Below are 25,612 nucleotides of genomic sequence, written 5' to 3' on the forward strand. Positions count from 1 at the left end.
CTATTGACTTAACACTAATTGTTCAATCGCCTCAACCTGTTTGCCAAAGCTCCACTCCTCAATTATTTGTTTGGAATGTTGCCCCATTGTAAATAAAGCGGTTTTATTATACAGTAGCAATGTTTTTAATTTGCTTTTAAGATCGGCGTTATCACCGGCATTAAAGACTAACCCGTTTTTTTGGTTTTTTACCAGATCGGTACCGGCGCCAACCTTGTTTGATATCAATATAGCTTTGCCGCAGGCCATGGCTTCGTTTACGGCCAGTCCCCAGGTTTCACCGGTACCTTTTGATGGGAGGCAAAAAATGTCACAAGCCTGGTATACTACAGGCATGTAAAGCTGATTTTGAAAGCCAATAAAGTGAACATTTTTATGTCGATTAGCCTTGTTTTTTAGTTCTGTTTCTAAAATGCCGTTTCCTGCGAACAGCAGATGGGTGCCCGGCTGTGTTATGTCAATAAATGCTTCAAGCAGCGCCAGCGGGTTTTTCTTATGCTCAAACTTGCCTGCAAAAAGCAGGAGTTTTTCATCATCAGATACGCCTAACTGTTTTCGCAGGGTAAGGGCTTCATTGGTCCTGTCTTCGGCAAAGCGATCATTATCTACAGCATGCGGTGCAAAAAACAACTGTGTTTCTTTTAAACCGCATTTTTTAAAATAAGCCATGTTGTTTGATCCGGCATATAGCGCATAATCAATATGACGGTAAATCCGCTTTAAAAACAGGCTTCGCAATACAGATTTGATACCACCTGTATCATCAAGTAACGTTGAATCGCCCCGGAAAATAACAGGTACCCTGCCTTTAAAATATTTGAGGATTTTGAGATGGCTTTTGTAAAACCAGCCGTACACCATAATGACATCGGGCTGCCAGCTATTTATTTGACTGATAAGATCAGGATTATCAATCCCTTTTGAATGGTGCGAGCCAGGATCGGCCGAAATGTTTTTTACCCACTCATAAGGATAACCCTCAAGGAGCGGAAGGTTCCAAGTGATAGTTTTACCAAAGCCTGGATCAAATTTTTGCGTGCCGCCTTCGCCCCAGGTATAAAATACCATAACGTTTATTTTTTGCCGTTCATACAGCAGCTTAAATACCGGTGCATAGTACTGTATGGGATGAGTAATAACTATGGCTAAATTTTTCATTCAGATGGTCTCGCCCATTACATTAACACTTTTTGCGTTTTGAAGGCGGTGGTTTATCATTTCAATGTCTCTGCAGTAGATAGTATTGTATGCGCCGAAGGTATCCAACCCGGTTAAAACGCGTTTGAAAGGATCATAGGCAACGGCCTTAAAACCTTTTGACAGTAACAACTTGTGAATATCCTGATCGCTAAAACCGTACCGGCCGCCGCTACCGTTAAGTTCGATAATAATGGCCTTTAGCAAGGGCGAATCAAGGGTAGATCCCATTCCTTTAAGCACTTCGGTCTCAAAACCTTCCACATCTATCTTGATAAGAGCGGGTTTGTATGTTTCCGATAATGAATCAATAGTGATTATAGGTAGGATAACAGTGTTTTTGCCTTTCTCATCTTTAGTAATAACATGGTTTCCGGTATCTTCATCGACCGAAAATCTGATCTCGCCCGCTGTTGCGCCGGCGCCGGCATTAATGAGCTTTACTTTGTCCTGCAAATAATTAAGCCCGATATTGCTATTTAAAATATCAAAAGTTGCTTTAACAGGTTCAAGTGTAACACTATTAGCTTTGGCTATGCCGGAAGCCAACAGCGTATATGAACCTACATTCGCGCCAATGTCAAAAAAGACATCGTCCGGCCTTAAAAAATGAAGCAGAAAGGCCATGTCATCAAATTCATGTAAACCCGTGTATATATTACCGGTAATACCGCTCAGCCCCTTTGCTGCATAAAATTTAACATCACCAACAAAAGGTTTTATAATGAACTTTGATCTTGAAAACCTTGACTGTACCTGCCACCAGGCAAACCGCCATAAGGCTTTTGCCGGATGTTTTTTTCCCAAAGGATGCTTTAAAATAAAGCCGACAGTTCGTTTAATGGCGTTCATAAATAATTTTATCAAATAAACGGCACTGCGCCAGTGTCATTTCACGTGCCGAATATTTTTTGATGGCTTCAGCATGATAATCAACGGCTTGGAAATTACCCTTGATTAATTGCTCAAAAAACATAAATAGGTTTTCAGAGGTAACGTCATCATAGTTATAAACATGTTCTGCACCGTACTGCCGCATGATAGGTATAGCAGAACTCGCAACATTAAATATGGCCAAAACAGGCTTTTTTGTGAGCAGGTATGGGAATATTTTTGATGCTGTGTATTTAGGATCATCTGACCCGGGTATAAAAAGCGCGTCAGCCTGCTGCAATGTAAACAAGGTTTTATAGTAGCTGATGCGGTCGGTAATTTCAACAATATGTTCTTCCATGTCATATTGTTTTGCCAGGGGAAGTATAGTAAAGACCCCTTGCCCTGCAGGGGCATAACTGGTACCGATGAAGTAGAGTTTGATTTTGTCAAACTGCTCTTTATTTGTATTCAATCCGGTTCTTAAGGCGTCAAACACCGGACTGATGGCCTTGTGAAGGTCCTTCCCCCCGCGACCGATATATACCACATTGATAAAGCCGTCATCAAGCAAACCTGCAAAAAACTTTTGGTTAGCTTTAGCTATTTGCAGGTCGGGTTCAAATGCTCCGAAGGTTATGGTAGCGGCCGGAACCTTTTGGATTACCGGATAACGTAATTTAAGCTCATCAAGGTAGCCGGCAGATACACTGATCAGCCCGGACGCGTTTTTTATGGCAATGGGCTCCAGGTATTTATTTAAACGGTAAGCGAACCAATATTTTGGCGGCCGATCGCTTTTAGGTTTGTTGATATAATAATCGGAATGCCAGGGATCCTGCATGTCAATGACGTAGGGAATACCGAATCGCTTTTTCCAGTAAGCACCCAACGTACAAACCGGAAACTGTGTGGTTGAGAAATAAATAAGATCAAATTTGTTGTCCTTCAGCAGGCGGTTAACCGTTTTGCGGTAATACCATAACGAGCGGATGGCAATACTGCCCAACCCAACTTTTGAAGTGAGTGCCTTGCTGAGCGCTTTCACTTTGTGAACTTTAATGTCCGGGGGGAGACTTTGCAGCAACAATTCGTCTTTTGCTATGTCGGTATACTGGTCATCAATAGTCACCACTTCGGCTTCCCAGCCGCAGGCTGCAAAATAAGGGAGGCTCATCCTCACACGCTGCATATCCGCGGCATTTACCGGCGGGAAGTATGGCGAAATAATGAGGAGCTTTTTATTCAATTGTTATACTTTTTGAACAAGGTTTAAAAAGGTACGGCTTTCGGTTTCCCAGTTTAATGCTGTTTGGCCAAGCTGGTAGTTTTGTAAACGGGTTTGGTATAAAACATTCGGGTTTTGGAGGTAAAAGCTGATACAGTCCGTTAGTGATTGCAGGTTGCTTTTTTGGTACAGTTTTCCGGTATCCGGATATTGCTCCATAAATAATGTTTGCGCCTGTGTATCGCTCACAATCATAGCCAGACCGCATTGTATGTAGGTAAAGATCTTATTGGTAAGGCAGATGTCCCTGTTTAAAGGAATGCCTGTTTCGGTGGCTATGCCAATATCAAACCGGCTCGCGAAATCGAAAATCTCGCCTGCACCAATAGGCTCATGAAACCAAAGCTGATCATCATTTAATTTAAGTTCTTTGGCAAGGCTCAACAACGCAGATCTGTAAATTTCATTGCTACTACCTAACAAGTGTAACCTAACATGGCCATTGGTAGCAGCCATAGCTTTAATTACATTTTCCAATCCTCGTTCGGGACCTACCGTTTGCGAAAACCAAAACAGTTTTAATGGCTCATTGACTTTATAATTTTGGATGATGGGCAGCGCTGTCTTAGGAAACACATTGTTTATCACAACAGGCTTTAAATAGTGGTATTCGCGTTGATAACATTCAGCAATGAGCGGGCTGGCAGCAGTAAAATAATCAACATGGGGAAAGTATTTTTCCTCAATGTATTTATTGAGCTTGTAACCCTCATTATGAGTTGATGCAAACTGTCCCGAATGCAAATCTTCCGCATCGTAACCAATTTTCACGTTGTAATGTTTTGCTGCCTGTATGGCTGCGGGTAAGGCGCCGAGGTTATGGGCGATATAAAGATCTGTTTTTATTTTTTTAGCTATAGACAATGCTTCGGTATGTGTGCGGCTGATAGCGTTCTCAGGTATATCGAAATGCCGGGTATATTTAAATAGCAGCGTACTTAACTTTTGGCGAACGCGGGTTTTAAGGTAGGTTGCTTTTTGTGTCACCGGATCGCCACCGCAATAAATGTACATACCGGGATATTTGGATGTCAAAGCTTCATCGGTTTTTTGGGCCCATTGCTGGTAAAAACAGCAGATCACTTTAACACTATAACCAAGCTTGTGCAAAGTTTCGGCTTCCTTCACGAGGCGAGGGTTAGTAGTTGGCTGGCCGGTAGTTATAAAAGTAACGTTCTTCAATTTTTGCCCTGTGCCCGTTGGTATAATTCTTCGTATTGTTTGGCCAGTACACCGGCACTGAATTTTTGTTCGGCTACCCGCCGGCAGCTGGCCCGGTTGATTGAGTCAATACTGTTAATGGCCGTTATCATGTCGACTTCCGTGCCGCATACAAAGCCATTTGACCCGTTAGTGACTATCTCCGGTATTGCGCCGCGATTAAAACCGATAACGGGTGTACCGCAGGCCAGTGCTTCGGCCATTACAATACCAAAGGGCTCATCCCAGGTTACCGGCATCAGCAAAGCTTTTGAGTTACGAAGCAAGTCATTTTTCTGACGGTTATTGACCGGGCCTATGTACTTGATCTGCTCGCCATCAATATGGGGTTTTACCTGTTCACTAAAATATTGCTGGTGTATTGGCTCATTGGGTACATTCCCTGCTATCACCAGTTTTTGATTTGTTTTTTTTGCAGTGTGTATGGCAATAGCTGTCCCTTTTTCATGCTGGATCCGGCCTAAAAAAGCGAGGGGCGCATCATCGGGAACACCTGCATTAAAATTGTAGTCGTTTATATCAACCCCGTTATAAATAGTGGTTACATCAGCAAATGCATTGATTTGATTGGCTATGTAATTGCTGCAAGCCGTAAATTTCAATGTGTTTTTATGAGCGATATTTACCGCCTTTTTAACCTGTGATATGGTAGGCGGCAGCTGATAAGACACAATCTTGGGAATACGGCTTAACATTAGCAACGCAATATTGCTCATACGACCGAAGGTATGTACAATATCAAAATGCTGAAAAGCAATCTTTGATGTAAGCCGGTTAATTTTCACCAGATCTTTTACCCCATAATGAGCCGATTCACGGTAACCAATGAGTTTACAGCCTGGCTGCGAATGTTCATTGGCATACAGGGTAATATCGTGGCCTTTTTTTTTAAGCTCCTGGATCAGCATAAAAACAACGCGTTCGATACCGCCGTATTGCTCGGGGGGCACAGGGATTAGCGGATTTACTATAATGGCTATTTTCAATTTGCTGGGTACACCGGCGTAACGGTAAGCTTAGGTGCCAAAAATGGTCTTCTTTATTTTTTTTAGTGATGACGGAATAGCGTGGTCGTTCAAGGCCCTTTGTTGTCCGTTGATCCTAAGTTTATCCCTTTTTTCTTTATTGCTGAGCAACTCTGTACCTTTTTGTACCAGTTCATCAACCGTGTGGTAAACGTTAATTTCGTTATCGGTATCATAAAGCTGGTCAATGCCTTCGCAATATTCGGTAAGGTAACAAGCGCCAAGCATGGGTGCTTCTATATCACGCAACCGGGAATAGGTTAGCGGTTGCGTGTGTGTACGTTTAAACGTTGGTACCCGATTAATACCTAAAGTAACCATACTACTTTGAGTGATGTTGATGTACTCATCAAAATCCGGGCTCGGGAATATATGATCGTCGGCAACCGGGATTACAGGAAATTTGGTCAGTTGCTGAAGTCCCTTAATTGCTAAGCCGGAAAAGCCCTGCTGTTTTACGAAGTTAACCTGGTTAATAAGTTTTTGATAAGCAGAACCAGGAACAAATACCGGAGCTGCACTTTGTGCTAACCATCCGGCTCCGCGAACGCTTATCGGCAGACCTTTTTGAATGGCCTGGCCTAACAGGTTTTCCCGCAGGATGTCTTTTGAACCGATAAACGATACTCCCGGTATTTCATGAAGCAGGGTCCGATACCTTAATTGGGGTTCAACCCACATCGGCATCGGTAAGTTGATATGCTTGACCCTCGCCTTCCTGTACATAGATAAAGCCTCATGCTCAGGTACCCAGATCAAATCAAAGATCCTGAACTTTGCGGGTACTGCTTTAAATTCCCGTACGCTATCGCAATAAAAATTAACACAGGGGATGCCCATTTTCCTGATCTGTTCTATTGCCTCTGCAAGTATTTGTTTGGGATACAGGTAGCTTAAAAAAATGTCTATATTTTGCCGGTTGGCTTTGATATAATTGATTGTTGCCTGCCAGCTCCGTTCCTGCCAGTTTTGCAAAGCAACTGAACCTTCCTCATAAACCAGTCCTTCGGCCCAGTCAACCTCCGGCGCTTCAATATAGCTCATCCCTGCCTCAACAATACCGTTTTTAATATAATGCTGCCAAAAACGATATGAAGGTACAGGATGTGGTCTGCTTACTTTATCCTGTAAAAATGAAAGCAGTATGCGCATGGATAAACTATCTGCCAAATAAAACTTTAAATTTTTGTGTTAATTTCCAACCGATAAGCCGGTTTAGCATTTTTGTGTAACCGCCTGCCGGATATTTAGCTTTTGAACCGCCTAACTCATCAATACATTGTTGGGCTTTGTTTATAATATCGGGATAATGAGGATAATACGCATAAACAAAGTTTTGCAGGCAATCGGCAACAGCGGCTCTTACTCTTGGGCTATTTTCATGCTGAAGCATATATCTTGTACCTTCATAAATAGAGGTAAAAGCCGACTCAATTGCCCGCCTGGAAGTTAACGCAGACAACGAATTGCTTATACCACTCCGGTAGTACAACACCGCGTTTTGAGCAAAGCGAATCTCACTTGCTTGTAACAACACGCGTGTAATAAATTCAAAATCATTTACAAGGCTCAACCGCTCGTCCCATAAACCCGATTTTTCAAGCAAGGGCCTTGGGATTAGCCATAAGGCGCATTGCATCATGGCTTGTTTGCCATCCATGGACGATACCAGCCAGTCAATGGGTTTACAATCCTCCCTGATGAGATCTTCATTTACTTTAAAGGAGCTAATGTCATCGTTATAAAAACGACCCCAGGCTGCTGAGGCTACTACATCATCGTTATCTCCAATCCGTTTAACCTGTTCTGCAATATAACCGGGCGAGATAACATCATCGGCATCCATAAACTTGATAAACCTGCCTTTTGAAAGACTGAAGGCTTTATTTGCAGCCGTGCACTGCCCGCCGTTTTCCTGGTGGTAAATGCCGATGCGGGGATCTGTAAGTTGCTTGAGTATAATGGATGTATCATCTGTAGAACCATCGTTAACAATAATGAGCTCCCAATTGGTGTAGGTTTGCCCGGCTATGGACCGAACGGCTTCGGCAATATATTTGCCCGCGTTATATGCCGGCATGCAAACAGAAACTAAAGGATTCGTTTTTTCCACTCTGAAGTAAAATAAGGCAGTTTGGCCTTAAAAATATAATGACGGACGATATCAGGCTTGTCAGGGTTGGGCTTGTCGTCGTAAAAGATGCGGTATAATTTTTCATCAAGTGCCAGGGCGGTTTGATGATACAACACATAACTCATGAGTGTTTGTTCAACTTGTGCCGGACCTGCATTGGGATAATGCAACAGCAACAGTTTGGCTTTTTCTTCAAGATCGGCATAGTCAATTTTATCATTATCATAAGCAACAATGCCGCCGTTTACTTTTTTTATACAGTTAATGCCATATTTATCACGCAGCACATCCTCGCTGTCTACAAAATAGGAGTCTGCCAGTTGCTCTTTCATGTAAACCGCCGTTTTGTGCTGATAAGCCTCTATGATTTGGACTGGTTTGCCGAAAAAAATCATATCGCTATCCATGTGGATTGTCCATGAAGGCGAAGTATGAATATCAATCAACCGGCGAAAAAACGGATGCCAGTTACGCAAATGCCGTAACGTTGGAAATGTATGTTGTGGTAAAACAAGGTCGAGATGTTGTAATACCCGTTGCTCGGATATGGCCTCAACACCCGGCAGTACTTTATTTATAAAACTGATATGCTCATCGGTAAGCGTCCCGTCCGAATATAGTCTGATGCCCAATTGGCCATTTAGGTATCGGGCCAGAGTATAAGCACAAAAAATAGTTTGATGCCAATATTTTTCCCCTGTGAGGAAACTTACTTTCAGTATTTTACCTGTTGATAATTTAACAGGCGGTAACTTTAAGGCGGCTTTTTTCATTTGCTGCTCACCCCGCTGCATGTTCAGCCAGCCCATCGGTCCGAAATGACTGATATGATACCTTACCGAAAAGGTTGGTTTAAAAAAATACTTGTATGCTATTTTACCTAATGACACGGGCTATAAAAAATGTTTCCAGGCTTGTTTAAAATAACCTTCTTTTGAAAGGTCTACATAGTGATGAAGAATGCCTGTTTTGTTTTTTATCTGATCCGGGCCAGGATTAACTATATAATCTCCGGCTTTTAAAACAGCAGCATCAGTGTCGCCTATTATCATGGCCGATAACGCCTGCTCTAAATAGTAAGAAGTTCCTTCCTGCTCCTCCAGTGTTTTAACCCAGTTTTCCAGCTTGTCCCAGTCAATAGCTTCGCTTTTTAAACCGATAGCCCCCACATTAAGCAACGGTTTTACTGGTGCACCGGTCAGTTGATCCATCAATTGCCGCGAATATCCATAAGCTTCTGTACAATCAATCATGTGCAGAGGTTGTTGCGGGGCATAAAGCCAGGTAATTATTTCCCTGGGTTCATGCCAAAAAAGCATGTCCGAATCCAGTACCAGTTTCCAGTCATCGCCTGGAATGGTGTGCACATCGGTTAGTTTTTTAATGTGAGGATATACTGCTCTTTTTTTATGCAGGTACGGATAACGTGCTTCGGGCAACGTGTTTTGCAGGTTTTCACTGATTTGCGCCACTGTAATTACCCGTGCGCCGGGCAGCTGTTTTGCTACCCTTTCCATCAGTGCAGCATTAAAGCTGCCGTCATCAACCAATGTGAATTTAAATTGCGCAGCAGATGACTTAATTAATGATTGGATGCAGTAAAGCGTTTGGTACAGGTAGTTTTTACCTGTTAAAAAGTAAATCGGCAACCCATTGGTATGTGAAATTACCGGCGGCAGCTCAACAGAGCGCTGTTCCATCTCTCTGCAGCCATTCATCATGCTGCGATAATTGAGATAACCACCAAAACGCCTGAACTTCTGGAGTTGTGAACGTGGGTTACGGTATAAAAAATTAATCGCCTGTTGTAACAAGGAAAGCTATAAATTAAACAACGAGTCGCGCCAGAATAAATGTCGGACGTTTGCGGTATAATGCCGGCCCACAATGCCATTTTTTTTCATAGGCCTAATCTGTTTGCTATCCTGGTGATCGTTTTTTATAATCTCTGTTGTCCGGGGTATTCCAATTGATGAACTTGCTATATGAGCAAAAATAGTTTGTTCGGTAAAATAATGTACATAGTTACTTACATGAAACAATAATTCCTCCAGCCGAAAGTCTTCGTAAATTCTGGGCTCATAAATAATTAATAAGCCCGAATTGAAGGTATAAGTATCATAGAGGTTATTACCGTAGAAATTCAGAACGCGGTCATCATAAGTTGAGTTTCCCCCCTGGCTTCCGCCGCAAACAAACCCGCCATGTTCGGGGAATATATTTGTTAAAATCCTCGTAAAAAAGTATGTCACTGTCTATCCATATTACAGGTTGGACTTCGGCCTGATGAAGTATCACGGCCAATTTTTTGCCAAGCACATGGCTCTCGGCATAATTTAAAAGATTGATCCTGTTTTTGTCCTGATGATATACCGCGCTTTGCTGCCAGTGGTTAACAATAAGCTCACCCGGCCAAAACCTGAATTTACTTTTGATTTCTTCCGGAGATAACGATCCGTTTAGGAATCTCTTCCCAATATTTTGCAATAGAATAAGCGGACAGGCGCGTCATATCTATGATACTTTTGCCGGTCATCATAAGTACAGTATAAGCCGCTGATGCTTTGGGCTGCCCTACAGCAAGGGGCTTATATTCAAGCAAGCTCCTGTAAAGTAATGGTAAGCGATAAGCCAGTGAGTTGCTTATTTTATTGATCATTTATACTTGTTTTTATAAGCCCGTCATACATACCGCAGGCGCCCTGCCATTTTATATATGCCGCAGCGTTTTTCCAGGCTTTATAGGTAACCCAGGCTTTAGCTTTTCGCAATGAAGCTCCCGATTTTGTGATTTGTTGCCATGGGTTTATACCGTGGCTTTGCAGTAGCTGCACCCACGATTTATTGGTATTGTTAAGCAAACGTGCAAGGTAACCTGCTTGCATGCGTTGAGCAGGAATAATATGTTGTAGTATAAGCTGAGGGAAATAACCAACCTGCCAGCCGCTTTTAAGGATCTCGAGCACAATATCGTTATCGCCGCCGGAGCTTAAGGAGTTGGCAGTCCTGTCGCTGAGGTTATTTTTGCCCTGTGTTATTTTTTCCATATAGGATGATAGCGCTTCGCGTTTTATAACCATCCCTGCACCTATGGGCGCAGCAGTTGGATATTCATTATTCCATGCGGATGTGACAGGGGTATCGCCAAGGTCGCGCAGGGCCAGGCTTCCGTAAAACTCACACAGCCATTCGGGCGGGTCAGTTTCAAACAGTGGGATTGATTTACCACCTATAGCGCCCATTTGGGGATTTTGGCCAAATATGTTGAGGGCTTTTTCAAGATAGCCGCTTTCAATCATATTATCATCATCAACCATTACTATGATATTGCCCGTTGATTCATTGAAGCCCTTAAGTCGGGCATAAGTTAACCCTTGCTTTGTTTCATCTGCAATTTGGGCCGCAGGATGCCAGCTTAAGTTAAGTTGCTGCCGGAAATTGTTGGATGAATTATTGTCGACGATGATTAACTCCCATCGATTGGCAGGCAGTGATTGGCTTTTTAAGGCCGAAAGCGTTTGCCGTAATCTTGTCGTATCCGGATTATAAGTAGGGATGATGACGCTTAACTCAGTCATTATATAAGATATCGGCAGGCAAAGGTTTGTCAATTAAAGCCAACTGTTCTATTACAGCCGCCTCAACTGTGCCGGGCAAAATCATTTGCATGCACTTTTTATCGTAATGGCAGGTATTATGTAACCAGCATGGTGAGCATTCAACCGCAGAATATATGTTTTTAAAACTGATATACCCTGATTGGCCAGGTCTTTCACGCCCACCATATATGATTACCGACCGGCAGTCGACTGAGCGTGCCAGATGCATCATAAACCCTACGTGTGATACTAAAAGGGCGGCATTACTTAATATTGCTGCTGTTTGCCGGATAGTAGTTTTCCCGCGCAGATCGATAACGTTTTTCAGCGGTGCATCTGTTTGAGAGCCTAACTGGATGAATTTGTGGGTTTGGCAAAGCAAATCAACAACCTGTTGGTATTTTTTAACGTCCCATTCTTTATTACCCATTGGGAACAATGCTGCTGAGCCGGATGTTGTTATTACGATATGGTTTTTTGCCCATTGCGCGGCTTTCAGTTCATTAGCAGTTAAAATTAAAACGGGCTTAAGATCTATTTTACCTTTAAGCTGTAAATCATCGGCCATTTTTAAAATGATATGCTTTTCGGGTATTTCGTCGCCGTCGGTTTCGGGATGATAAACTGTGTATTTTGGAAAAACAGTTTTTACGTTGAAGGCTTTAAGAAGCATACCCGATAATAATGTCCCAAAAGGTAAAATAAGTTTGATATTCGGATTATGCTCAAAGAGTTGTTGTTGGTTACTTTTTATCCAGATATTTTTATGCCTGCGCCCGTAGAGTTCCCGACTTAATACAGTGAGCAGCAGGTTATCGCCCAGTGATTCGCCAAAAGCAATGATATAGGATGGTATACCGTATTTATAAAAGTAAAGCAGTGTTGATTTTATAGTTTTGATTCGGTTTTTCAAAATATTGCTTTGAGGCTTCCAAATATCATCTCACTTTTTCAGGCTCCAGTACATCATTCTTAAAAAAGTTTTAAACCTGAATGGGATGCTGAGTCCGTTTAAACCGGTTATGTAGTATAAAATGTTGAACCACGCAAACGTTATGCTTTGTTTTTCCTTCGCCAGCCACAGGCAGCAGTAAATTGATTGCTGCAAACATGTAGCTTTATCATTGATATAGCCGAGGGCTGTATGTGTTGACAGAAACTTATAATGATAACCGAAAAAACGATAATCATAAGTTGATGAGCTTAAACCAGCCTCGCCAAAGAACGCTATATCCAGATCGATGTATCGGGTTTTAAATACTGGGTTACAAAATACTTTCAACGTTAAATGGTAGTCTGCAGCCACCTTAAACTTTATGTTGTATTTACCGGTGTAATTAAATATCCCGCGTTTATAAAAAATGCCCTGGTGATGAATGCCGCGTGATAATACTTTATTAATAGTATCATCCGCATATTTTGTATTTGATGTAGTACCTGTTACATTACCATATACAAGATCGGCAGGTTCATTTTGGATGGCCTGATAAACCTGATCCAACACTGTGGAGCTGTTGAAAGTATCATCGCCACCCATAAAGTAAAGCCATTGACCGCTCGCCATATCAATTCCTTTGTTCATGGCATCATAAACGCCCCTGTCGGGTTCAGAAATGAACTGGATATTAACCTTATCTGTTTTTTTTAAATTGTTGACGATATATTGTGTATTATCATTTGAGCCGCCATCAACCAAAACCAGCTCGTAGTTTTTGAAAAATTGGCCGGTGATGCTATCAAGAGCTTGCTGTAAAGTGCTTTCACAGTTATACAGCGGCATAATAAGGGAAAAGAATGGCTTCAATTAAGGTTTGCTGTTAACACCTTGTTGGCTTCATTTACCCAGGTATCCAAGCCTTGCGGGTTCCAGTGCGAATCGCTACGGTAGAATAGATTGCGCTTGTCGGCTTTGAAAGCTTTATATAATGGTATTATAGGAAGATCAGTTTTTTGTTCAACTCTTTCCAACAAGTGATTGTAGGGCATTCGTTTATCATCATAAACAGATACCGCATTAGGGATCACTGAAAGAAAAACTTTTTTAAAGCCAATAGCCCGATAATAATCACGTGCAATATCCAGGTTGCGGACTATAGAATCTAACGCATGCTCATTCTTATATCTGAAGGCCGATTGCATATTATTGGTGTCGATGGTGACATAAAAAAGTAGCCTCTTTTTATCAGAGCTTATTACCACCCCATTTGCTATACGATCAAAAAGCTTATAATTTAATGATGCTTTTGCCTCTTTAAAAGGAGTTGTCAGTTTATTATCAAAAAGAATGAGCTCGAGGTTACGGCTTAAGTCCTTATTAAAGATGATCTTGTTCAGGCGCTCAAAAAGTGATGTGGGAGGTGGTTGACCTGGTGCCGGGGCAGGCGTATTGCTGAAGTTTACACCGCTTTTGATATCGTTATTTGTCCAGCGAATTTCATCGGTTTTGTCGATATCATAGTCGTTAAGATTACGTTCTGCAAACTCCATCATTAGGTAGTTTTGTTTAGTACTATCCAGTTTAATTGGGCCGAAAGAGAACCGGCGATCGAGGAAAATCACGTTATCAAATGCATCAAAAGCACCGGAAAGTATCTTATCAGCCAAAAAGCTGTCTCCTATTATGTATAATACTCTATTGGTGTTTTGCCTGCCGGGTTTGTAACCATATTGTTTAAAAGGTTCGAGTTTAAATTTGTACTGGGACAGATAGCAAACACCATACAAATCGCCGTAGCGCCACCTGTCTGAATGTACTAATGCGGCTTTGTACAGGGCGCTTTCCTGTATCATTTGTGGATTCAGGTGATCAAAATATTTTTCAAACTTTATTTTATTAATGAATGACTGGTTCATGGCGCTACCCAGCAATACAAGACTAATAAACAAAATGAACAGACCGGTAATCTTACGCTTCAAAACTGGAAATAAATAAACTGTGCTTCATTAAAGATTCCTAAGAAGTAGCAGGCAAGCGCTAACCCGCTTATAAGCAATAACTTGCTGGTGTTTGAATAATCTTTTGCTTTTCGCAGATAACTTTCACCCAGTAGCAGTGCAATGATGATGAAAGCACAGTACCAAACCTCATGTACCGGCATCAGGTTGCTGGCCGAATAGGCAAAGCTGCTGCCACTGAGTATTTTAGTTAGGATATAAAAAGCATCGGTTACGGTACCTGCCCTGAAGAATACCCAGGCGAGGCAAACCAGGTTAAAAGTGAAAAGCCATTTCAAGAAGGTAAAGCCTTTGATGCCGATATCGTACTTGTTGAACAATTGGTAAGCAACCAGCAGCAAACCATGAATCAGGCCCCAAACAAGATATTTCCAGTTGGCGCCATGCCACAGGCCGCTTATCATAAATACAATAAGCAGGTTGATGCAGGTTACCCGGAAATTAATCTTGCTGCCCCCCAGCGGGATATACAAATAATCACGAAACCAGGAGGAAAGGGAGATATGCCAGCGTTTCCAGAAATCAGAAACATTGGAGGCAAGATAGGGAAAGTTAAAATTCTGCATCAGCTCGATACCCAAAACGAGGGCTGTGCCAATGGCTATATCCGAATAGCCGCTAAAGTCGCAATAGATTTGGAAGGCAAAAAAATAGGTAGCCACAAGCAGGTCAAGTGCCGAATGACCATGCGGGTTGTTAAAAACCGGGTCGACGTAAAGGCCCAGCCTATCGGCAATCACCACTTTTTTAAACAGGCCCATCGTCATAAAAAATAAACCAGTTATCAAGTTACTGCTTCGGAAATTGTTGCCCCGATGTAACTGGGGCAAAATATGCTGGGGCCGTTCAATTGGGCCTGCTACCATTTGCGGGTAAAACATTACATACAAGGCATAAAGGCCAAAGTGACGCTCGGCGGGCTGATTGCTCCGGTAAACCTCAATGGTATAACTCATAGCCTGGAACGTATGGAACGATAAGCCAATTGGCAATATAAAATCAAGCAATGGTAATTGCGGGCCATGGAATGTGTCAGATAGCAAATTCAGGTTTCCGGCCAAAAAGTTGAAATATTTATAAAAGGCCAATACACCGATATTGGTGACTAGGCTTAAAATGAGGTAAAAACTGCGGGTTTTGCCTGTGGCTTTTTCTATCAGGATGCCGGCACAATAATCAACAATAATGGTGAAAAGAATGATGAGGATGTATACCGGCTTAAAGTACATGTAAAAGTAGCTGCTTGCGGCTAAAAGCCACATCCATCTTAATTTATGCGGCAGCAGGTAATATGTAATGGTTACAATTACAAAAAATACAAGGAACAACAGGGAGTTAAAAAGCATTTAAAAAAGCAGATATATAATTTAGTTCACAATAATTTTGACGTCAGCACCTGATTTAGCTTGCATTATTAAGAATTGATATTGCCTTATTACGGATAATTATAGGATCGACATTGTTTATATTCAGGTTGGAGTTGCGCTTGTATAAATCGTTCAATAACGCATAATTATCTTTATTGTTAAACTCTTCAGAAGGAAAAAACGTGTATATATTGTTTGCTATGCTTAAGGGATAGGGAACAAAACGACCGAAATGGTTGCCGTTGGATATACAAATTGCGGTAGTTTGTGTACCCGCAGCAATATGTATAGCACTGGTATCATTTGAAATTAGTAAATCTGCATTGTTAATCAGTTCAATTAGTCCAAGAAGGTTAGTTTTACCGGTTTTATCTTCAATTTTATCTTTGTTTTTTGATTGTGATATTATTTCCGTGGCCAGGCATGAATCTGCAGATGAGCCCGCAATTGTAACGGTAACTTTAAATGTTGAATTTGTCATTATGGAATCAATCGCCGTTGCAAATAAATTTGTTCCCCATCTTCTATACCCCTGGCCCGCACCTGGAAATATTACCAGTTGCAGAGCCCTTTTTTCGGTTGGCTTACTTTTGGTTGGCAAATTTAAGGAGGTATCAATTCTTTGACCTGTAAGGGTTTCGGTAAATTTGTGATTTCTTAAGTATTCAAAATAATCAGTTCCGGGAACATCTACAATACTGTCATAAAATTTATAAGAGCGTTTTAATTCTTCTAATGATTCCATATTAGTATAATCGCCGCTGCTGCAAATCTTTTGTTTGGCTCCAAGTTGGGATATAAACTCGTCAGTGTGAAAAACTCTTGAATGAACCGGATTGATTAAAATATCAAATGCCTTTTTTTTAATGGCAAACGACAACCTTATTTTTTCATTTATATTATAAATTATTGACGGCGTTATCCAGATAAATTCATCAATAACATCTTTATCATATGCCTCGGCTATATCTTTAAATCCTATATTCCCAAGGAGCGTCAGTTTATAGCCTTTAAATTTTGGTGCGTGTTTGATACATCTTATATAGTTTCTGAAAAGAATGTAATCGCCAATAGCATCAAGTCTTACAATTAAAATCCGGTTACTTTTAAAAGGAAGAGACGTTTGGTTAAAGAAATGGAATAAGATCCTCAGGATCTTGTTTGTACTTCTTTTTAGTAACATCATGAGTAATATCCCAATACCTTATATAATCTGGTCCTGATCCTGTTAAAAAAAACAATTTTCTTCCATTCATAAACAGTGCCGTGAGCATCTGCTCCCCATATTTTCTGATGATCGGCCTCCCATTGCGCCTTCATTTTTGGCGAATGAGTTTTGGCCTGGTCATGCACGTTGGCAACGGAAAGTGGCTCTTTGATTAATGCCCTGCTGTGTCCTTTTACCAGCCTGAGCCATAATTCAAAATCAAGGGAGCAATGAAGCTCCTCCCAAACGGGTTCATGAATGGCGGCGCTCCAAAAAGTGGAGGGCTGCACAAGGCTCGGAATCTTGATAAAATAATCAATAAAAGGCAATACCCGCGTTGTGGTTGTTTTGCCGGACACAACATTGTAGTCGTTCCCGTAACCGTATATAAAATCTGCATTGGTGCTCATGAATTTATTTAACACCTTATGGAAAACGCCTTTAAGATAGTAATCATCACTATTGATCCAGGCGTGGTACCGGCCCGATGAAAGACTGAACCCCTGATTAATGGCATTGCTTTGGCCATTATCTTTTTCGCTTTGATAATAGCTAAGCCATGGGGCGTATTTTTCAATAATTTGTTTGGATTGATCGGTACTGCCGCCATCGATGATGATGTACTCCAGGTTGGGATAGTTTTGCAGAAGCACAGCCCTGATGGTTTGCTCCAGAAAACCGGCCTGGTTATAGGAGGGCGTTACGATGGTTAGCTTAGGCCAGTTTATTTTATGATCAAAAACAGCCGGGTCAACCTGCTCGTCCCAGGGCCAGCCGGTTTTGCCAGCCGGAGGTGGGGGTAACTTGTGCAATAGTCCGTTTTCGGTACCGGTTACTATGGGCAGGGGCAATTGCACGCCTTTATTGATAAAGTTTGAACGGTATGACTGAAGATCGGGAAGGTTCATGTTTTTTGTTCAGTCAATGATCTGCAGAAATGTTCGGCCAAATTTTTCAACGCTTTCATGATAAGTGTTATTTTCAAAGAGCAGGGGAGGGGTTTGATGTTCATTGAACTGCTGAAGCAGTTGCGCTAACTGATTAACATTATGTGGATCAAAAAAGTGGGCCGAGCTGTTAACCAACTGCTCCCTGTGGATCTCAATATCTGAAACCAGTAAAAATTTATTCATTAGCTTAGCATCCTCCACAACAGTGCTCCAGCCTTCAAACAATGATGGCTGTATAATGGCAATGGCATTATTCATCAATTGAAGCTGATCACGCCGGTCGATAAAACCGAGGAACTTAACGTTGTTGCCGATGTTATTGTCTTCAACAAACGCCTTCATCTCTATAAAATAATGTGGGTTTCGGTAGTCGTTGGTATTACCGGTAAAAGCTACGGTAATTTCAACGCCTTTCGCCTTTAGTTCTTTAACTGCTTTTAGAACTGCCAGCTGGTTTTTATGTTTCCAGAACTGGTTAGGGCAGATAAAATAATGTGCAGGCAACTGATATTTTTCAAGCAGTAATTTGATGTTGATATTCTGGTACGGAGGATGCGCTACCGCGAAAGGCAGAACGCTTACCTTAACCGTATGCTGAGGGAAAATGGATTTGAAATGTCCGAGCGCAGTATTGCTGCTCACAATTAAATGCCCCGTCGAGGCCTGAATTTCCTGCTGGTTTTGCAGGCGCGCGGCAATATCATTTTTACTGAAAAACTCTGGGGCAAAATGTTCCTGGAAATCAGCTACCCAATATATTTTCTTTTTAGCAGCCGATTGTTGCTCACTTTTATAATAAGGAAAAACAGCATCAAGGGCTTTAATTTTCTGGCTAAACAGACGAACTTTAAACAGCCGGTTTGTTATCTTGTTTAGTAATTGGAAACCTTTGCTTGCTTCGCCCGAACCAAGCTGAAAGCTGATATAAGGATAGTTGAATTTTTGCTGCGCCGTCCAAAAACTTTCGTAACTATCGGTAAGCAAAACAATATGCGGCTTTTCCTCATCATTAAGGGCGTTTAACGCATTTATCAGATTTTCGATATAGTAAGTGCCGCCGATCCAGTTTTCGTTGTAGATGTAGCTTAGTCCTATTCTTTTCCTTTTAGCCATTTACAATAGGTATTAATACCGTCCTCAAAATTTACTTTTTGTTGGTAACCCAGGCTAATTAGCCGGCTATTATCGGCTTGCCAGTATAACGGATCGCCAATGCGGTTGGTGCCTGTAAATGACAAACCGCCGCTAAAGCCTATATATCTCAAAAAAGTTTCGGCTGCTGTTGTTATAGTGATGGTATTATTATTAGCGATGTTTGTAATGCTGAACCCTGGCCTATCGGCATTGATGAACAGGTTCATGGCATTTACAATATCGGTAACATGAATAAATTCGCGTGTTTCGTTACCGGTACCGAACAATGTGATATTTGTTTGAGTCTGCGATTTTTTGTAAAGGTCCCAAAACAGCTGCTTTTTCAAACCGGCTCCATATGCCGAAAACACACGGAAGATATGAACATTTAAGCTAAAATGATCATGATATAGCTGGCAGAGTTCTTCGGCTTGTTTTTTATGTACACCATAGGGTGAAAGCGGGTTAAGCGTATGGGACTCTGTAATAGGTAGTATTTGCGGATTACCGTAAACTGCCGCGCTCGACAGTTGGATTAGCCTGCAATTGGCATTACCTTCTTTTATTGCATTGAGGATGCTCACGAGGAGATGAACGTTTAGCAGGTAATCGCGCTCAGGGCTATTGAATGATTCGGGCACTGATGCAGCCCCTGCACAGTTAATACACCAATTGAACTGTTGCTCATGAAATACCTTTTTAAAATCGGCGTTGGTGGCATCAATTAAAAAGTAGTTGGGATCGTCATATTCTACCATCACATCGGCGCCATAAACTTCATAACCTGGCTGAATTTTAAAATAGCTGTAACAGGCCGAGCCGATAAATCCTTTGGAGCCTATGACAAGTATTTTCATTGCTGTGGTAATGTTTTTATAAAACATGCCGGGTTACCGGCAACCATGGTAAACGGTTCAACATCTTTAGTAACTACTGCTCCTGCTGCTACGATAGCGCCTTTCCCAATGGTAACGCCTTTTAAAATTACAGCGTTCAGGCTGATCCAGGCGTAGTCATCAATTATTATCGGTGCAGTGTGTACATTTCCTTTATCGGCCCAGTGCCCGTTGTGTACCAGGTCCATCCATCGTTTGGCCCTTTCAATGGCTTCAAGCTCATGCGCATTTGTGTCTATAATATTTACATTATGTGAGATTTGCACAAAATTACCAATGGTTATACTTTCGCCCGACCAGATCCTGGTATGATCGCCAATGTAGCAGTTTTCGCCAATTACAATTTTGCCGCCGTACTTAAATATATTGAGCATCCCCCGGATATGGGTTCCTTTGCCAATTACTATTCTCGATTTGTCGAGCGAGTTCGAAACCACCGCCTCCGGATAAAAAGTGGCCCCGAGATCGGTAATGCTTAACTGAATGTTGCGTTTTGCCTGTTTTTCATTAAGCAGGTAAATTAAATGGACAAGGTTTACTTTTTCAAAAAGGCCAAGCAATAACCGTTTTATGAATTGTTTCATTATGCTATCTTAAAAAATTTAAGCGCCCTGCGTATAACAGAACTTTTGTATTTTTTGTTAAGCCGGGCATAAACCTGTTTTAAATAAGCGACATCCAGAAGCATTTTTTTAGGATGTTTTAGCGGGAATGTCATTGTGCCCAATGGTAGATAGGTAATAGCATCATCTGCCGAATGAGTATGTGTCCCATTTCCATAGCCTATATTCTTTACAAGATTTACGCAAGGATTAACGGCCATGCCACCGTTGATCAGAATGCTATAGAACCATTGAATATCCCAGGTATTTAATGATTTGTTAAAGGATGATTCAAACATACCGTAATAACTATTGTACCAGTCGGTAGTACCAAGCTGCGCTTCAACTCTATCTTTTGTTTGCTGCTTGGGCCAGTCTTTCATTTCTATATCATAAAGGTTCCAGGCACGTTTCCAGGTTGCCCAACCCCAGATACCGCCATGCCCCCAATGATATGATTGGGCATCTTTTTTCCAGCCATCGGTTAGTAAATTTGAACCGGATATTGACATTACCTTATCATCAAAACGGTACTTTGTCAACAGTTCTTCGCAAAAGGGAAAAAATGTTCTATCGGGCAGGCAGTCGTCTTCTAAAATGACTCCTTCGTTAACATTTTCAAAAAACCAGTTGATGGCTTCGCTAACTGCCGATTTGCAGCCGAGGTTTTTATCCCTTAATAATGTTTTAACTTCACAATCCCAGTTTATGCGCTCAATTAACGAACGTGTTTTGGCGCACAGGTCGATATCATCGGGTTTATCAGGCCTTGGTCCGTCAGCAGCTATATAAAGGTATTTAGGTTTAATTTCAGCTATAGCTTCAAAAACCATTTCTGTAAAAGCCGGGCGGTTAAATATTAAAAAAAGTATCGGTACGGAATATCCCATAAGCTTAATAGCTTGTGAAAGCCTGGGCTGTTTTTACAATTTTTAATAATTGTTTTATATGCTGGTACTGATTTTTTATCAGTTGCCTGTTAGTTAACAGCGATTTGAGCTGGCCAGATTTTTGGTAGTATGAGATTTTTTGTTCGACGCTTACAGGCCGGAATCTGATAACCTTTTGATAAAACAAGTTAACCGTTAACTTGATTAAGGATTTTGCTGCGGAAAGCAGATCGTGATTTATGATCTGTTTGATAGGCCGTTTATTATCATTAACCAGTGCAAAATAGCCATTGAGCAAAACGCTGCTGTAATTTAACCAAAATGCAACCTTTAATATATAGTTGATATTTTGCCTTTGATGGGGAACAAAGTGTTTAAACTTTAGGTTATCATCGGCGATGATCTTATAGCCCATCAAATAATTCATCAGGCAAATCTCAACATCCTCGCCCGAAAGCAGTTTTTTACCTATCCGGCCGGTTGTTACCTGCCTCCAATTGGCGTTCTTCAGTTCAAGCAGGATGCTTTTCCGGTAAACAGCCCCGGCACCGTAAACCCAATGGCTACCGACTGCCCAAGTTTGGGGACCCCAAACGGTAGTAAATTTCAGCAGGCTTTCGGAAAGTAGGGCCGGTTGTTCAGCTTCTATTAATCCACATCCCCCCAATACACCTATTTGGCTATCACAGTTCATGATTTTAAAGGCACGCTCAATATAATTGTCGAAAAGCCAATTGTCATCATCGCAAAAAAGAAGGTATTCATATCGAGCGTGATTTAAACCCATATCCCGCGCATGACTTAGCCCTGCAATGGGTTGACTCAAAACACTGAACGGAACATTGGTTAAATTGTGTTTTCCCCATTCGGCCCTGGCTGTGTCCGCTGTGCCATCTGTTGATGCATTGTCAACAATTATAACTTCCCAGTTAATATATGCCGGTACCTTTTGTAAGGCCAGGTGTTTAACAGTTTCGGGCAGCCGTTTGCTACCATTGTAACAGCAAACAATAATTGATACCCCGCTATTCAATTTACTCTTCGTAACTTTTGGTAGTTGGTTAATTCACCTGGCAGCATCATATCCAATAGTTTTTGTGCCGAAGGAAGATCGAGGGTAAATCCGTTTATCACTTGCTGATTGCAAAATATTATTTCCTCGTCAAGCTTAATCTGATTGGCTCTGATAGCTTTTATCAATGCGATCAGTTCGTCAGTTGTCCGGCAATGGGTAATCAAGTTTAAGGGCTCATTTTCCAATGTTTTATCAACATTGTAAAGAATGGTTTTGAATCCATTTTTAATTCCTTCCAACCCCGAGTATCCGGTAAATTGGCCAATCGTGAAATTTATAAAATATCCGTTTTTTATTTCGTCAGGTAATTCCTGCAATGGGATTGAAGTTTTAGTAAAGGAGATATTTGATGAAACTCCCAATTTACCGGCCAAATCAAGTATATTTTGATAAACCTGGTTGCTGTAAATTGCGCCTATGAAAAGCATATGTACATCAGTAATACCATCATTTTTTAGTAGGTGAAGTATTTCAACCAGGTTAGGAAAAGAGTTTTTGTCGTCCGCAATCCGTGAAACTACATTTAAGTTAATCATTTAAAAAAAGCTTAAATAATATTTTTTTGCATTTTACCGGGGTGTTTTTTTCGTAGTTGCTGAACTCGGTTTCCTGGTATGGATTGATATATACTATGGTATCATTAGCATTATCAAAATAACTTTCAGGAAAATTATAGGCTCCCTGGATGGCATTGGTAATGTGCCAAAAAAACCTGTGATTGTGAATGATCGTATCTTTTACGCGATAAATATTATATAATCCGATTACATGAATACTGTCATATATGGAGTTAGCTAAAAATTTCAATTTGAATGACCAGTACAGCGACCTGCACATTCTTAAAGGTGATCTGAAGTTTTTGACGCCCGTAAGCCTGGTTCTTACGACTTTAATTTTTTTTTGCTTAAGTATATCGTCATAGTATTCTTTTTGGTAGTTCTCCAAAATCAATACAGTAGGCTCAATATTATTTTTTTGCGCGAAAGTTGCCAGTTCGTAAACAAGCTTTTCTGCGCCACCGATAACCAGCTGGCCATTTACAATTAAAATTTTACGCATAAAACTTGTTAATAGTTTTAGTTACGTATTCAATTTCCTCATCGCTCATGCCCGGATTCAGCGGAAGGCTCAGGCAGGTTTCTGCCAATTCCTCAGCTATCGGGAAGTCACCTTTTTGGTAGCCGAGATGCCCGTATGCTTTTTGCAAATGCGCCGGTACAGGGTAGTGGATTCCTGTGCCTATTCCGTTGTTGTTCAAATGTTTTTCCAGTGCATCGCGCCTCTCAGTACGGATCACATATAAATGGTATACATGTTTTGCTCCCGGTGCAGTTACCGGTAATATAAGTTTGCTGGTGCCTGCAAGCTGTTGGCTGTACGTGGCTGCTATCTTTCTTCTTTCATCTATCCATCCGCTAAGATATTTTAGTTTAACCGAAAGAAAAGCAGCCTGCAATTCATCCAACCTTGAGTTTATGCCGATAACCTCGTTGTAGTATTTTTTTTCGGAGCCATAATTACGCAGCAGGCTTGCTTTTTGTGCCAGGCCGGCATCGTTGGTAGTTAAAGCTCCTGCATCGCCATACGCGCCCAGGTTTTTTGTTGGATAAAAGCTGGTAGCGTTAACGTGGCCGAAGCTGCCGGTAAGCTTGTTGTTGTATATGCTCCCCTGCGCCTGTGCGTTATCTTCTATCACAAAAAGATTATGCTTATGGGCTATCTGCATAATAGCATCCATTTGGCAGGCCTGTCCGTAAAGGTGTACGGGTATGATAGCTTTTGTTTTTGGGGTGATGGCTGCTTCAATCAAACGCGGGTCTAAATTATAAGTATCCTTATTTGGTTCAACCGGTACAATGGTAGCCCTTACCTGCGATATGGCGAGCCAGGTAGCTATAAAGGTATTTGAAGGGACGATCACTTCATTGCCTTCACCAACTTCAAGCACCCGTAGCGCAATACACAGGGCATCAAGCCCATTGCCTACGCCAATGCAGTGTTGTACTTTATTGAAGGCAGCGTAAGCATTTTCAAAATCGCCGACTTCTTTACCAAGTATGTACCATTTATTTTGAAAAACACGATCAAATGCTGCACGGATCTCTGCTTCAACTAAATTATTCTGACTGCTAAATGATAAAAAAGGAATATTCATTGGTTTAGCTCTAAGCCTTAGACGTTCTGCTTTTAGCTTTTATATAAATGCTATTACGGTTCCGGCCCATGAATAACCTACGCCAAAGCCGGCCAAAAGCCATTTTGCCTGCGGACCGGTCTGTTTTTCTTTCATGGCCTCATAAAGTGCAATAGGCACCGATGATGATACCGTGTTACCCACATCGGCCATATAGATATAAAAATTTTCGGGGGCTATATCCATTTTTTTACGCAGGTGCTCCAGCATGTACCGGTTGGCCTGGTGCAGGATAAATTGCCCGATATCGGCTTTGCTTACCCCGTTTTTTTTAAGGATTTCAGTTATTAACACGGGGACCTCCGTCGATGTAAAAGCAAATATCTCAGGCCCGTCCATATGTAAATTGCCTGGCGATTGCTCGTTACCATAGCCATCATGTATGGTATCTGCACTTTTTTCGGGATGCCGGATAGCACCCTGCTTTACGATTAGATTTTCGGCGCCCTTGCCATCGGTACCCAACTCAAAGTGGCCTATGGCGGCAAAGCCATTGGTACTGATGAGGGTAGCGGCTGCGGCATCTCCAAAGATGGTGCGGTTGCCTTTGTCTTTAGGATGTATAAATTTTGAGTAAGTTTCGGATGTAAGCAACAGGATATTAGTAGCTATGCCGGCTGCTATCAGGCCCTTGGCTAAAGCGAGTCCGTACACATAGCCCGAACACCCCAGGTTAAAATCAAGCGCGCCTGCCTTAACCGGGATCCCCAGCTTATCCTGAATAATGCAAGCTGTTGTAGGCAAAAAATAATCAGGGCTTTGGGTGCAGTAAAGTATAAAGTTAATATCTGCCGGGCTGATATTATGTTCAGCAAAAAGCTTTTGTGCTGCGGCGATAGCCATGTCTGATGCAAATTCATTATCGGCGGCAATGTGCCGGGTGTCGACACCTATTTTGTTGGCTATCTTTTCAATTCCCCATTCGGGAAATAGAACCGATAGCTCGGCGTTGGTAAGTTTATTTGGGGGCAGATAGTACGAAATTGCTTTGATGTAAGCGATCAT

Annotated in this window: 26 protein-coding genes; all 26 read right to left on the reverse strand. The window is 41.6% G+C overall.

Translation table 11 applies throughout. The features are described from left to right. Positions 1 to 1,158: a glycosyltransferase family 4 protein gene (locus MusilaSJ_RS18980; protein ID WP_274986427.1), complete on the reverse strand. Its 1,158-nt coding sequence runs from the start codon at positions 1,156 to 1,158 to the stop codon at positions 1 to 3. Beyond that, the gene (locus tag MusilaSJ_RS18985; protein ID WP_274986428.1) at positions 1,159 to 2,049 is read right to left on the reverse strand and encodes an FkbM family methyltransferase; all 891 of its coding nucleotides are present in this window, start codon (positions 2,047 to 2,049) and stop codon (positions 1,159 to 1,161) included. It lies immediately after the preceding gene. After that, entirely contained in the window at positions 2,036 to 3,319 is a 1,284-nt protein-coding gene (locus tag MusilaSJ_RS18990) for a glycosyltransferase (RefSeq protein WP_274986429.1), read from the reverse strand. Before MusilaSJ_RS18990 ends, MusilaSJ_RS18985 begins: the two co-directional genes overlap by 14 nt. A gap of 3 nt (positions 3,320 to 3,322) precedes the next feature. Further along, positions 3,323 to 4,540 (reverse strand): glycosyltransferase family protein, encoded by a 1,218-nt coding sequence (locus MusilaSJ_RS18995; protein WP_274986430.1) that lies wholly within the window; start codon positions 4,538 to 4,540, stop codon positions 3,323 to 3,325. Further along, complete coding sequence (locus MusilaSJ_RS19000; protein WP_274986431.1) at positions 4,537 to 5,565, reverse strand: glycosyltransferase family 4 protein; 1,029 nt, start codon at positions 5,563 to 5,565, stop codon at positions 4,537 to 4,539. The genes MusilaSJ_RS18995 and MusilaSJ_RS19000 overlap by 4 nt, the downstream gene beginning before the upstream one ends. Positions 5,566 to 5,595: 30 nt before the next feature. After that, positions 5,596 to 6,756 (reverse strand): glycosyltransferase family protein, encoded by a 1,161-nt coding sequence (locus tag MusilaSJ_RS19005; RefSeq protein ID WP_274986432.1) that lies wholly within the window; start codon positions 6,754 to 6,756, stop codon positions 5,596 to 5,598. Between the two features lie 7 nt (positions 6,757 to 6,763). Then, positions 6,764 to 7,684, reverse strand: a complete 921-nt coding sequence (locus tag MusilaSJ_RS19010; RefSeq protein WP_274986433.1) for a glycosyltransferase family 2 protein — start codon at positions 7,682 to 7,684, stop codon at positions 6,764 to 6,766. Positions 7,685 to 7,695: 11 nt separating this feature from the next. After that, positions 7,696 to 8,628, reverse strand: coding sequence for a hypothetical protein (locus MusilaSJ_RS19015; RefSeq protein ID WP_274986434.1), 933 nt, complete (start codon positions 8,626 to 8,628; stop codon positions 7,696 to 7,698). Positions 8,629 to 8,631: 3 nt separating this feature from the next. Further along, positions 8,632 to 9,552 (reverse strand): hypothetical protein, encoded by a 921-nt coding sequence (locus MusilaSJ_RS19020; protein ID WP_274986435.1) that lies wholly within the window; start codon positions 9,550 to 9,552, stop codon positions 8,632 to 8,634. 611 nt (positions 9,553 to 10,163) lie between these two features. Further along, positions 10,164 to 10,397 (reverse strand): hypothetical protein, encoded by a 234-nt coding sequence (locus MusilaSJ_RS19025; protein ID WP_274986436.1) that lies wholly within the window; start codon positions 10,395 to 10,397, stop codon positions 10,164 to 10,166. Then, positions 10,387 to 11,316 carry a glycosyltransferase gene (locus MusilaSJ_RS19030; protein ID WP_274986437.1) on the reverse strand — a complete coding sequence of 310 codons (930 nt, stop codon included), beginning with the start codon at positions 11,314 to 11,316 and terminating at the stop codon, positions 10,387 to 10,389. Before MusilaSJ_RS19030 ends, MusilaSJ_RS19025 begins: the two co-directional genes overlap by 11 nt. Then, a complete protein-coding gene (locus MusilaSJ_RS19035) occupies positions 11,309 to 12,250 on the reverse strand; it encodes a glycosyltransferase family 9 protein (RefSeq protein ID WP_274986438.1) in 942 nt (313 codons plus the stop codon). The genes MusilaSJ_RS19030 and MusilaSJ_RS19035 overlap by 8 nt, the downstream gene beginning before the upstream one ends. A 30-nt stretch (positions 12,251 to 12,280) precedes the next feature. Next, complete coding sequence (locus tag MusilaSJ_RS19040; RefSeq protein ID WP_274986439.1) at positions 12,281 to 13,141, reverse strand: glycosyltransferase family 2 protein; 861 nt, start codon at positions 13,139 to 13,141, stop codon at positions 12,281 to 12,283. Then, positions 13,138 to 14,253, reverse strand: a complete 1,116-nt coding sequence (locus MusilaSJ_RS19045) for an alginate O-acetyltransferase AlgX-related protein (protein ID WP_274986440.1) — start codon at positions 14,251 to 14,253, stop codon at positions 13,138 to 13,140. The genes MusilaSJ_RS19040 and MusilaSJ_RS19045 overlap by 4 nt, the downstream gene beginning before the upstream one ends. Then, positions 14,250 to 15,638: an MBOAT family O-acyltransferase gene (locus MusilaSJ_RS19050; protein WP_274986441.1), complete on the reverse strand. Its 1,389-nt coding sequence runs from the start codon at positions 15,636 to 15,638 to the stop codon at positions 14,250 to 14,252. The genes MusilaSJ_RS19045 and MusilaSJ_RS19050 overlap by 4 nt, the downstream gene beginning before the upstream one ends. A 55-nt stretch (positions 15,639 to 15,693) precedes the next feature. Beyond that, positions 15,694 to 16,845, reverse strand: coding sequence for a glycosyltransferase family 9 protein (locus MusilaSJ_RS19055; protein WP_274986442.1), 1,152 nt, complete (start codon positions 16,843 to 16,845; stop codon positions 15,694 to 15,696). Continuing rightward, positions 16,842 to 17,774 carry a glycosyltransferase family 2 protein gene (locus MusilaSJ_RS19060; RefSeq protein ID WP_274986443.1) on the reverse strand — a complete coding sequence of 311 codons (933 nt, stop codon included), beginning with the start codon at positions 17,772 to 17,774 and terminating at the stop codon, positions 16,842 to 16,844. The genes MusilaSJ_RS19055 and MusilaSJ_RS19060 overlap by 4 nt, the downstream gene beginning before the upstream one ends. Before the next feature lie 9 nt (positions 17,775 to 17,783). After that, positions 17,784 to 18,929, reverse strand: a complete 1,146-nt coding sequence (locus tag MusilaSJ_RS19065) for a glycosyltransferase (protein ID WP_274986444.1) — start codon at positions 18,927 to 18,929, stop codon at positions 17,784 to 17,786. Then, entirely contained in the window at positions 18,908 to 19,807 is a 900-nt protein-coding gene (locus MusilaSJ_RS19070; protein ID WP_274986445.1) for an NAD-dependent epimerase/dehydratase family protein, read from the reverse strand. The genes MusilaSJ_RS19065 and MusilaSJ_RS19070 overlap by 22 nt, the downstream gene beginning before the upstream one ends. Continuing rightward, entirely contained in the window at positions 19,804 to 20,430 is a 627-nt protein-coding gene (locus MusilaSJ_RS19075; protein WP_274986446.1) for an acyltransferase, read from the reverse strand. Before MusilaSJ_RS19075 ends, MusilaSJ_RS19070 begins: the two co-directional genes overlap by 4 nt. Next, complete coding sequence (locus MusilaSJ_RS19080; protein WP_274986447.1) at positions 20,430 to 21,338, reverse strand: nucleotide-diphospho-sugar transferase; 909 nt, start codon at positions 21,336 to 21,338, stop codon at positions 20,430 to 20,432. The genes MusilaSJ_RS19075 and MusilaSJ_RS19080 overlap by 1 nt, the downstream gene beginning before the upstream one ends. 4 nt (positions 21,339 to 21,342) lie before the next feature. After that, positions 21,343 to 22,371, reverse strand: a complete 1,029-nt coding sequence (locus MusilaSJ_RS19085; RefSeq protein WP_274986448.1) for a glycosyltransferase family A protein — start codon at positions 22,369 to 22,371, stop codon at positions 21,343 to 21,345. After that, positions 22,368 to 22,949 (reverse strand): hypothetical protein, encoded by a 582-nt coding sequence (locus MusilaSJ_RS19090; RefSeq protein WP_274986449.1) that lies wholly within the window; start codon positions 22,947 to 22,949, stop codon positions 22,368 to 22,370. The genes MusilaSJ_RS19085 and MusilaSJ_RS19090 overlap by 4 nt, the downstream gene beginning before the upstream one ends. Next, positions 22,942 to 23,472 carry a glycosyltransferase family protein gene (locus tag MusilaSJ_RS19095; protein WP_274986450.1) on the reverse strand — a complete coding sequence of 177 codons (531 nt, stop codon included), beginning with the start codon at positions 23,470 to 23,472 and terminating at the stop codon, positions 22,942 to 22,944. Before MusilaSJ_RS19095 ends, MusilaSJ_RS19090 begins: the two co-directional genes overlap by 8 nt. Continuing rightward, positions 23,465 to 24,568 (reverse strand): DegT/DnrJ/EryC1/StrS family aminotransferase, encoded by a 1,104-nt coding sequence (locus MusilaSJ_RS19100; RefSeq protein ID WP_274986451.1) that lies wholly within the window; start codon positions 24,566 to 24,568, stop codon positions 23,465 to 23,467. The genes MusilaSJ_RS19095 and MusilaSJ_RS19100 overlap by 8 nt, the downstream gene beginning before the upstream one ends. 39 nt (positions 24,569 to 24,607) lie before the next feature. Beyond that, positions 24,608 to 25,612, reverse strand: a complete 1,005-nt coding sequence (locus MusilaSJ_RS19105; RefSeq protein ID WP_274986452.1) for a ketoacyl-ACP synthase III — start codon at positions 25,610 to 25,612, stop codon at positions 24,608 to 24,610.

It is taken from the genome of Mucilaginibacter sp. SJ (genome assembly GCF_028993635.1).
In the GTDB taxonomy this organism is placed as follows: Bacteria; Bacteroidota; Bacteroidia; order Sphingobacteriales; family Sphingobacteriaceae; genus Mucilaginibacter.

Bases quoted from the DNA above. Each gene is read 5' to 3' on its own strand.
- MusilaSJ_RS18980 (WP_274986427.1), bottom strand. From the start codon at position 1,158: ATGAAAAATTTAGCCATAGTTATTACTCATCCCATACAGTACTATGCA.
- MusilaSJ_RS18985 (WP_274986428.1), bottom strand. From the start codon at position 2,049: ATGAACGCCATTAAACGAACTGTCGGCTTTATTTTAAAGCATCCTTTG.
- MusilaSJ_RS19005 (WP_274986432.1), bottom strand. From the start codon at position 6,756: ATGCGCATACTGCTTTCATTTTTACAGGATAAAGTAAGCAGACCACAT.
- MusilaSJ_RS19010 (WP_274986433.1), bottom strand. From the start codon at position 7,684: ATGCCGGCATATAACGCGGGCAAATATATTGCCGAAGCCGTTCGGTCC.
- MusilaSJ_RS19025 (WP_274986436.1), bottom strand. From the start codon at position 10,397: ATGATCAATAAAATAAGCAACTCACTGGCTTATCGCTTACCATTACTT.
- MusilaSJ_RS19030 (WP_274986437.1), bottom strand. From the start codon at position 11,316: ATGACTGAGTTAAGCGTCATCATCCCTACTTATAATCCGGATACGACA.
- MusilaSJ_RS19050 (WP_274986441.1), bottom strand. From the start codon at position 15,638: ATGCTTTTTAACTCCCTGTTGTTCCTTGTATTTTTTGTAATTGTAACC.
- MusilaSJ_RS19055 (WP_274986442.1), bottom strand. From the start codon at position 16,845: ATGATGTTACTAAAAAGAAGTACAAACAAGATCCTGAGGATCTTATTC.
- MusilaSJ_RS19060 (WP_274986443.1), bottom strand. From the start codon at position 17,774: ATGAACCTTCCCGATCTTCAGTCATACCGTTCAAACTTTATCAATAAA.
- MusilaSJ_RS19065 (WP_274986444.1), bottom strand. From the start codon at position 18,929: ATGGCTAAAAGGAAAAGAATAGGACTAAGCTACATCTACAACGAAAAC.
- MusilaSJ_RS19070 (WP_274986445.1), bottom strand. From the start codon at position 19,807: ATGAAAATACTTGTCATAGGCTCCAAAGGATTTATCGGCTCGGCCTGT.
- MusilaSJ_RS19075 (WP_274986446.1), bottom strand. From the start codon at position 20,430: ATGAAACAATTCATAAAACGGTTATTGCTTGGCCTTTTTGAAAAAGTA.
- MusilaSJ_RS19080 (WP_274986447.1), bottom strand. From the start codon at position 21,338: ATGGGATATTCCGTACCGATACTTTTTTTAATATTTAACCGCCCGGCT.
- MusilaSJ_RS19090 (WP_274986449.1), bottom strand. From the start codon at position 22,949: ATGATTAACTTAAATGTAGTTTCACGGATTGCGGACGACAAAAACTCT.
- MusilaSJ_RS19095 (WP_274986450.1), bottom strand. From the start codon at position 23,472: ATGCGTAAAATTTTAATTGTAAATGGCCAGCTGGTTATCGGTGGCGCA.
- MusilaSJ_RS19100 (WP_274986451.1), bottom strand. From the start codon at position 24,568: ATGAATATTCCTTTTTTATCATTTAGCAGTCAGAATAATTTAGTTGAA.
- MusilaSJ_RS19105 (WP_274986452.1), bottom strand. From the start codon at position 25,612: ATGATCGCTTACATCAAAGCAATTTCGTACTATCTGCCCCCAAATAAA.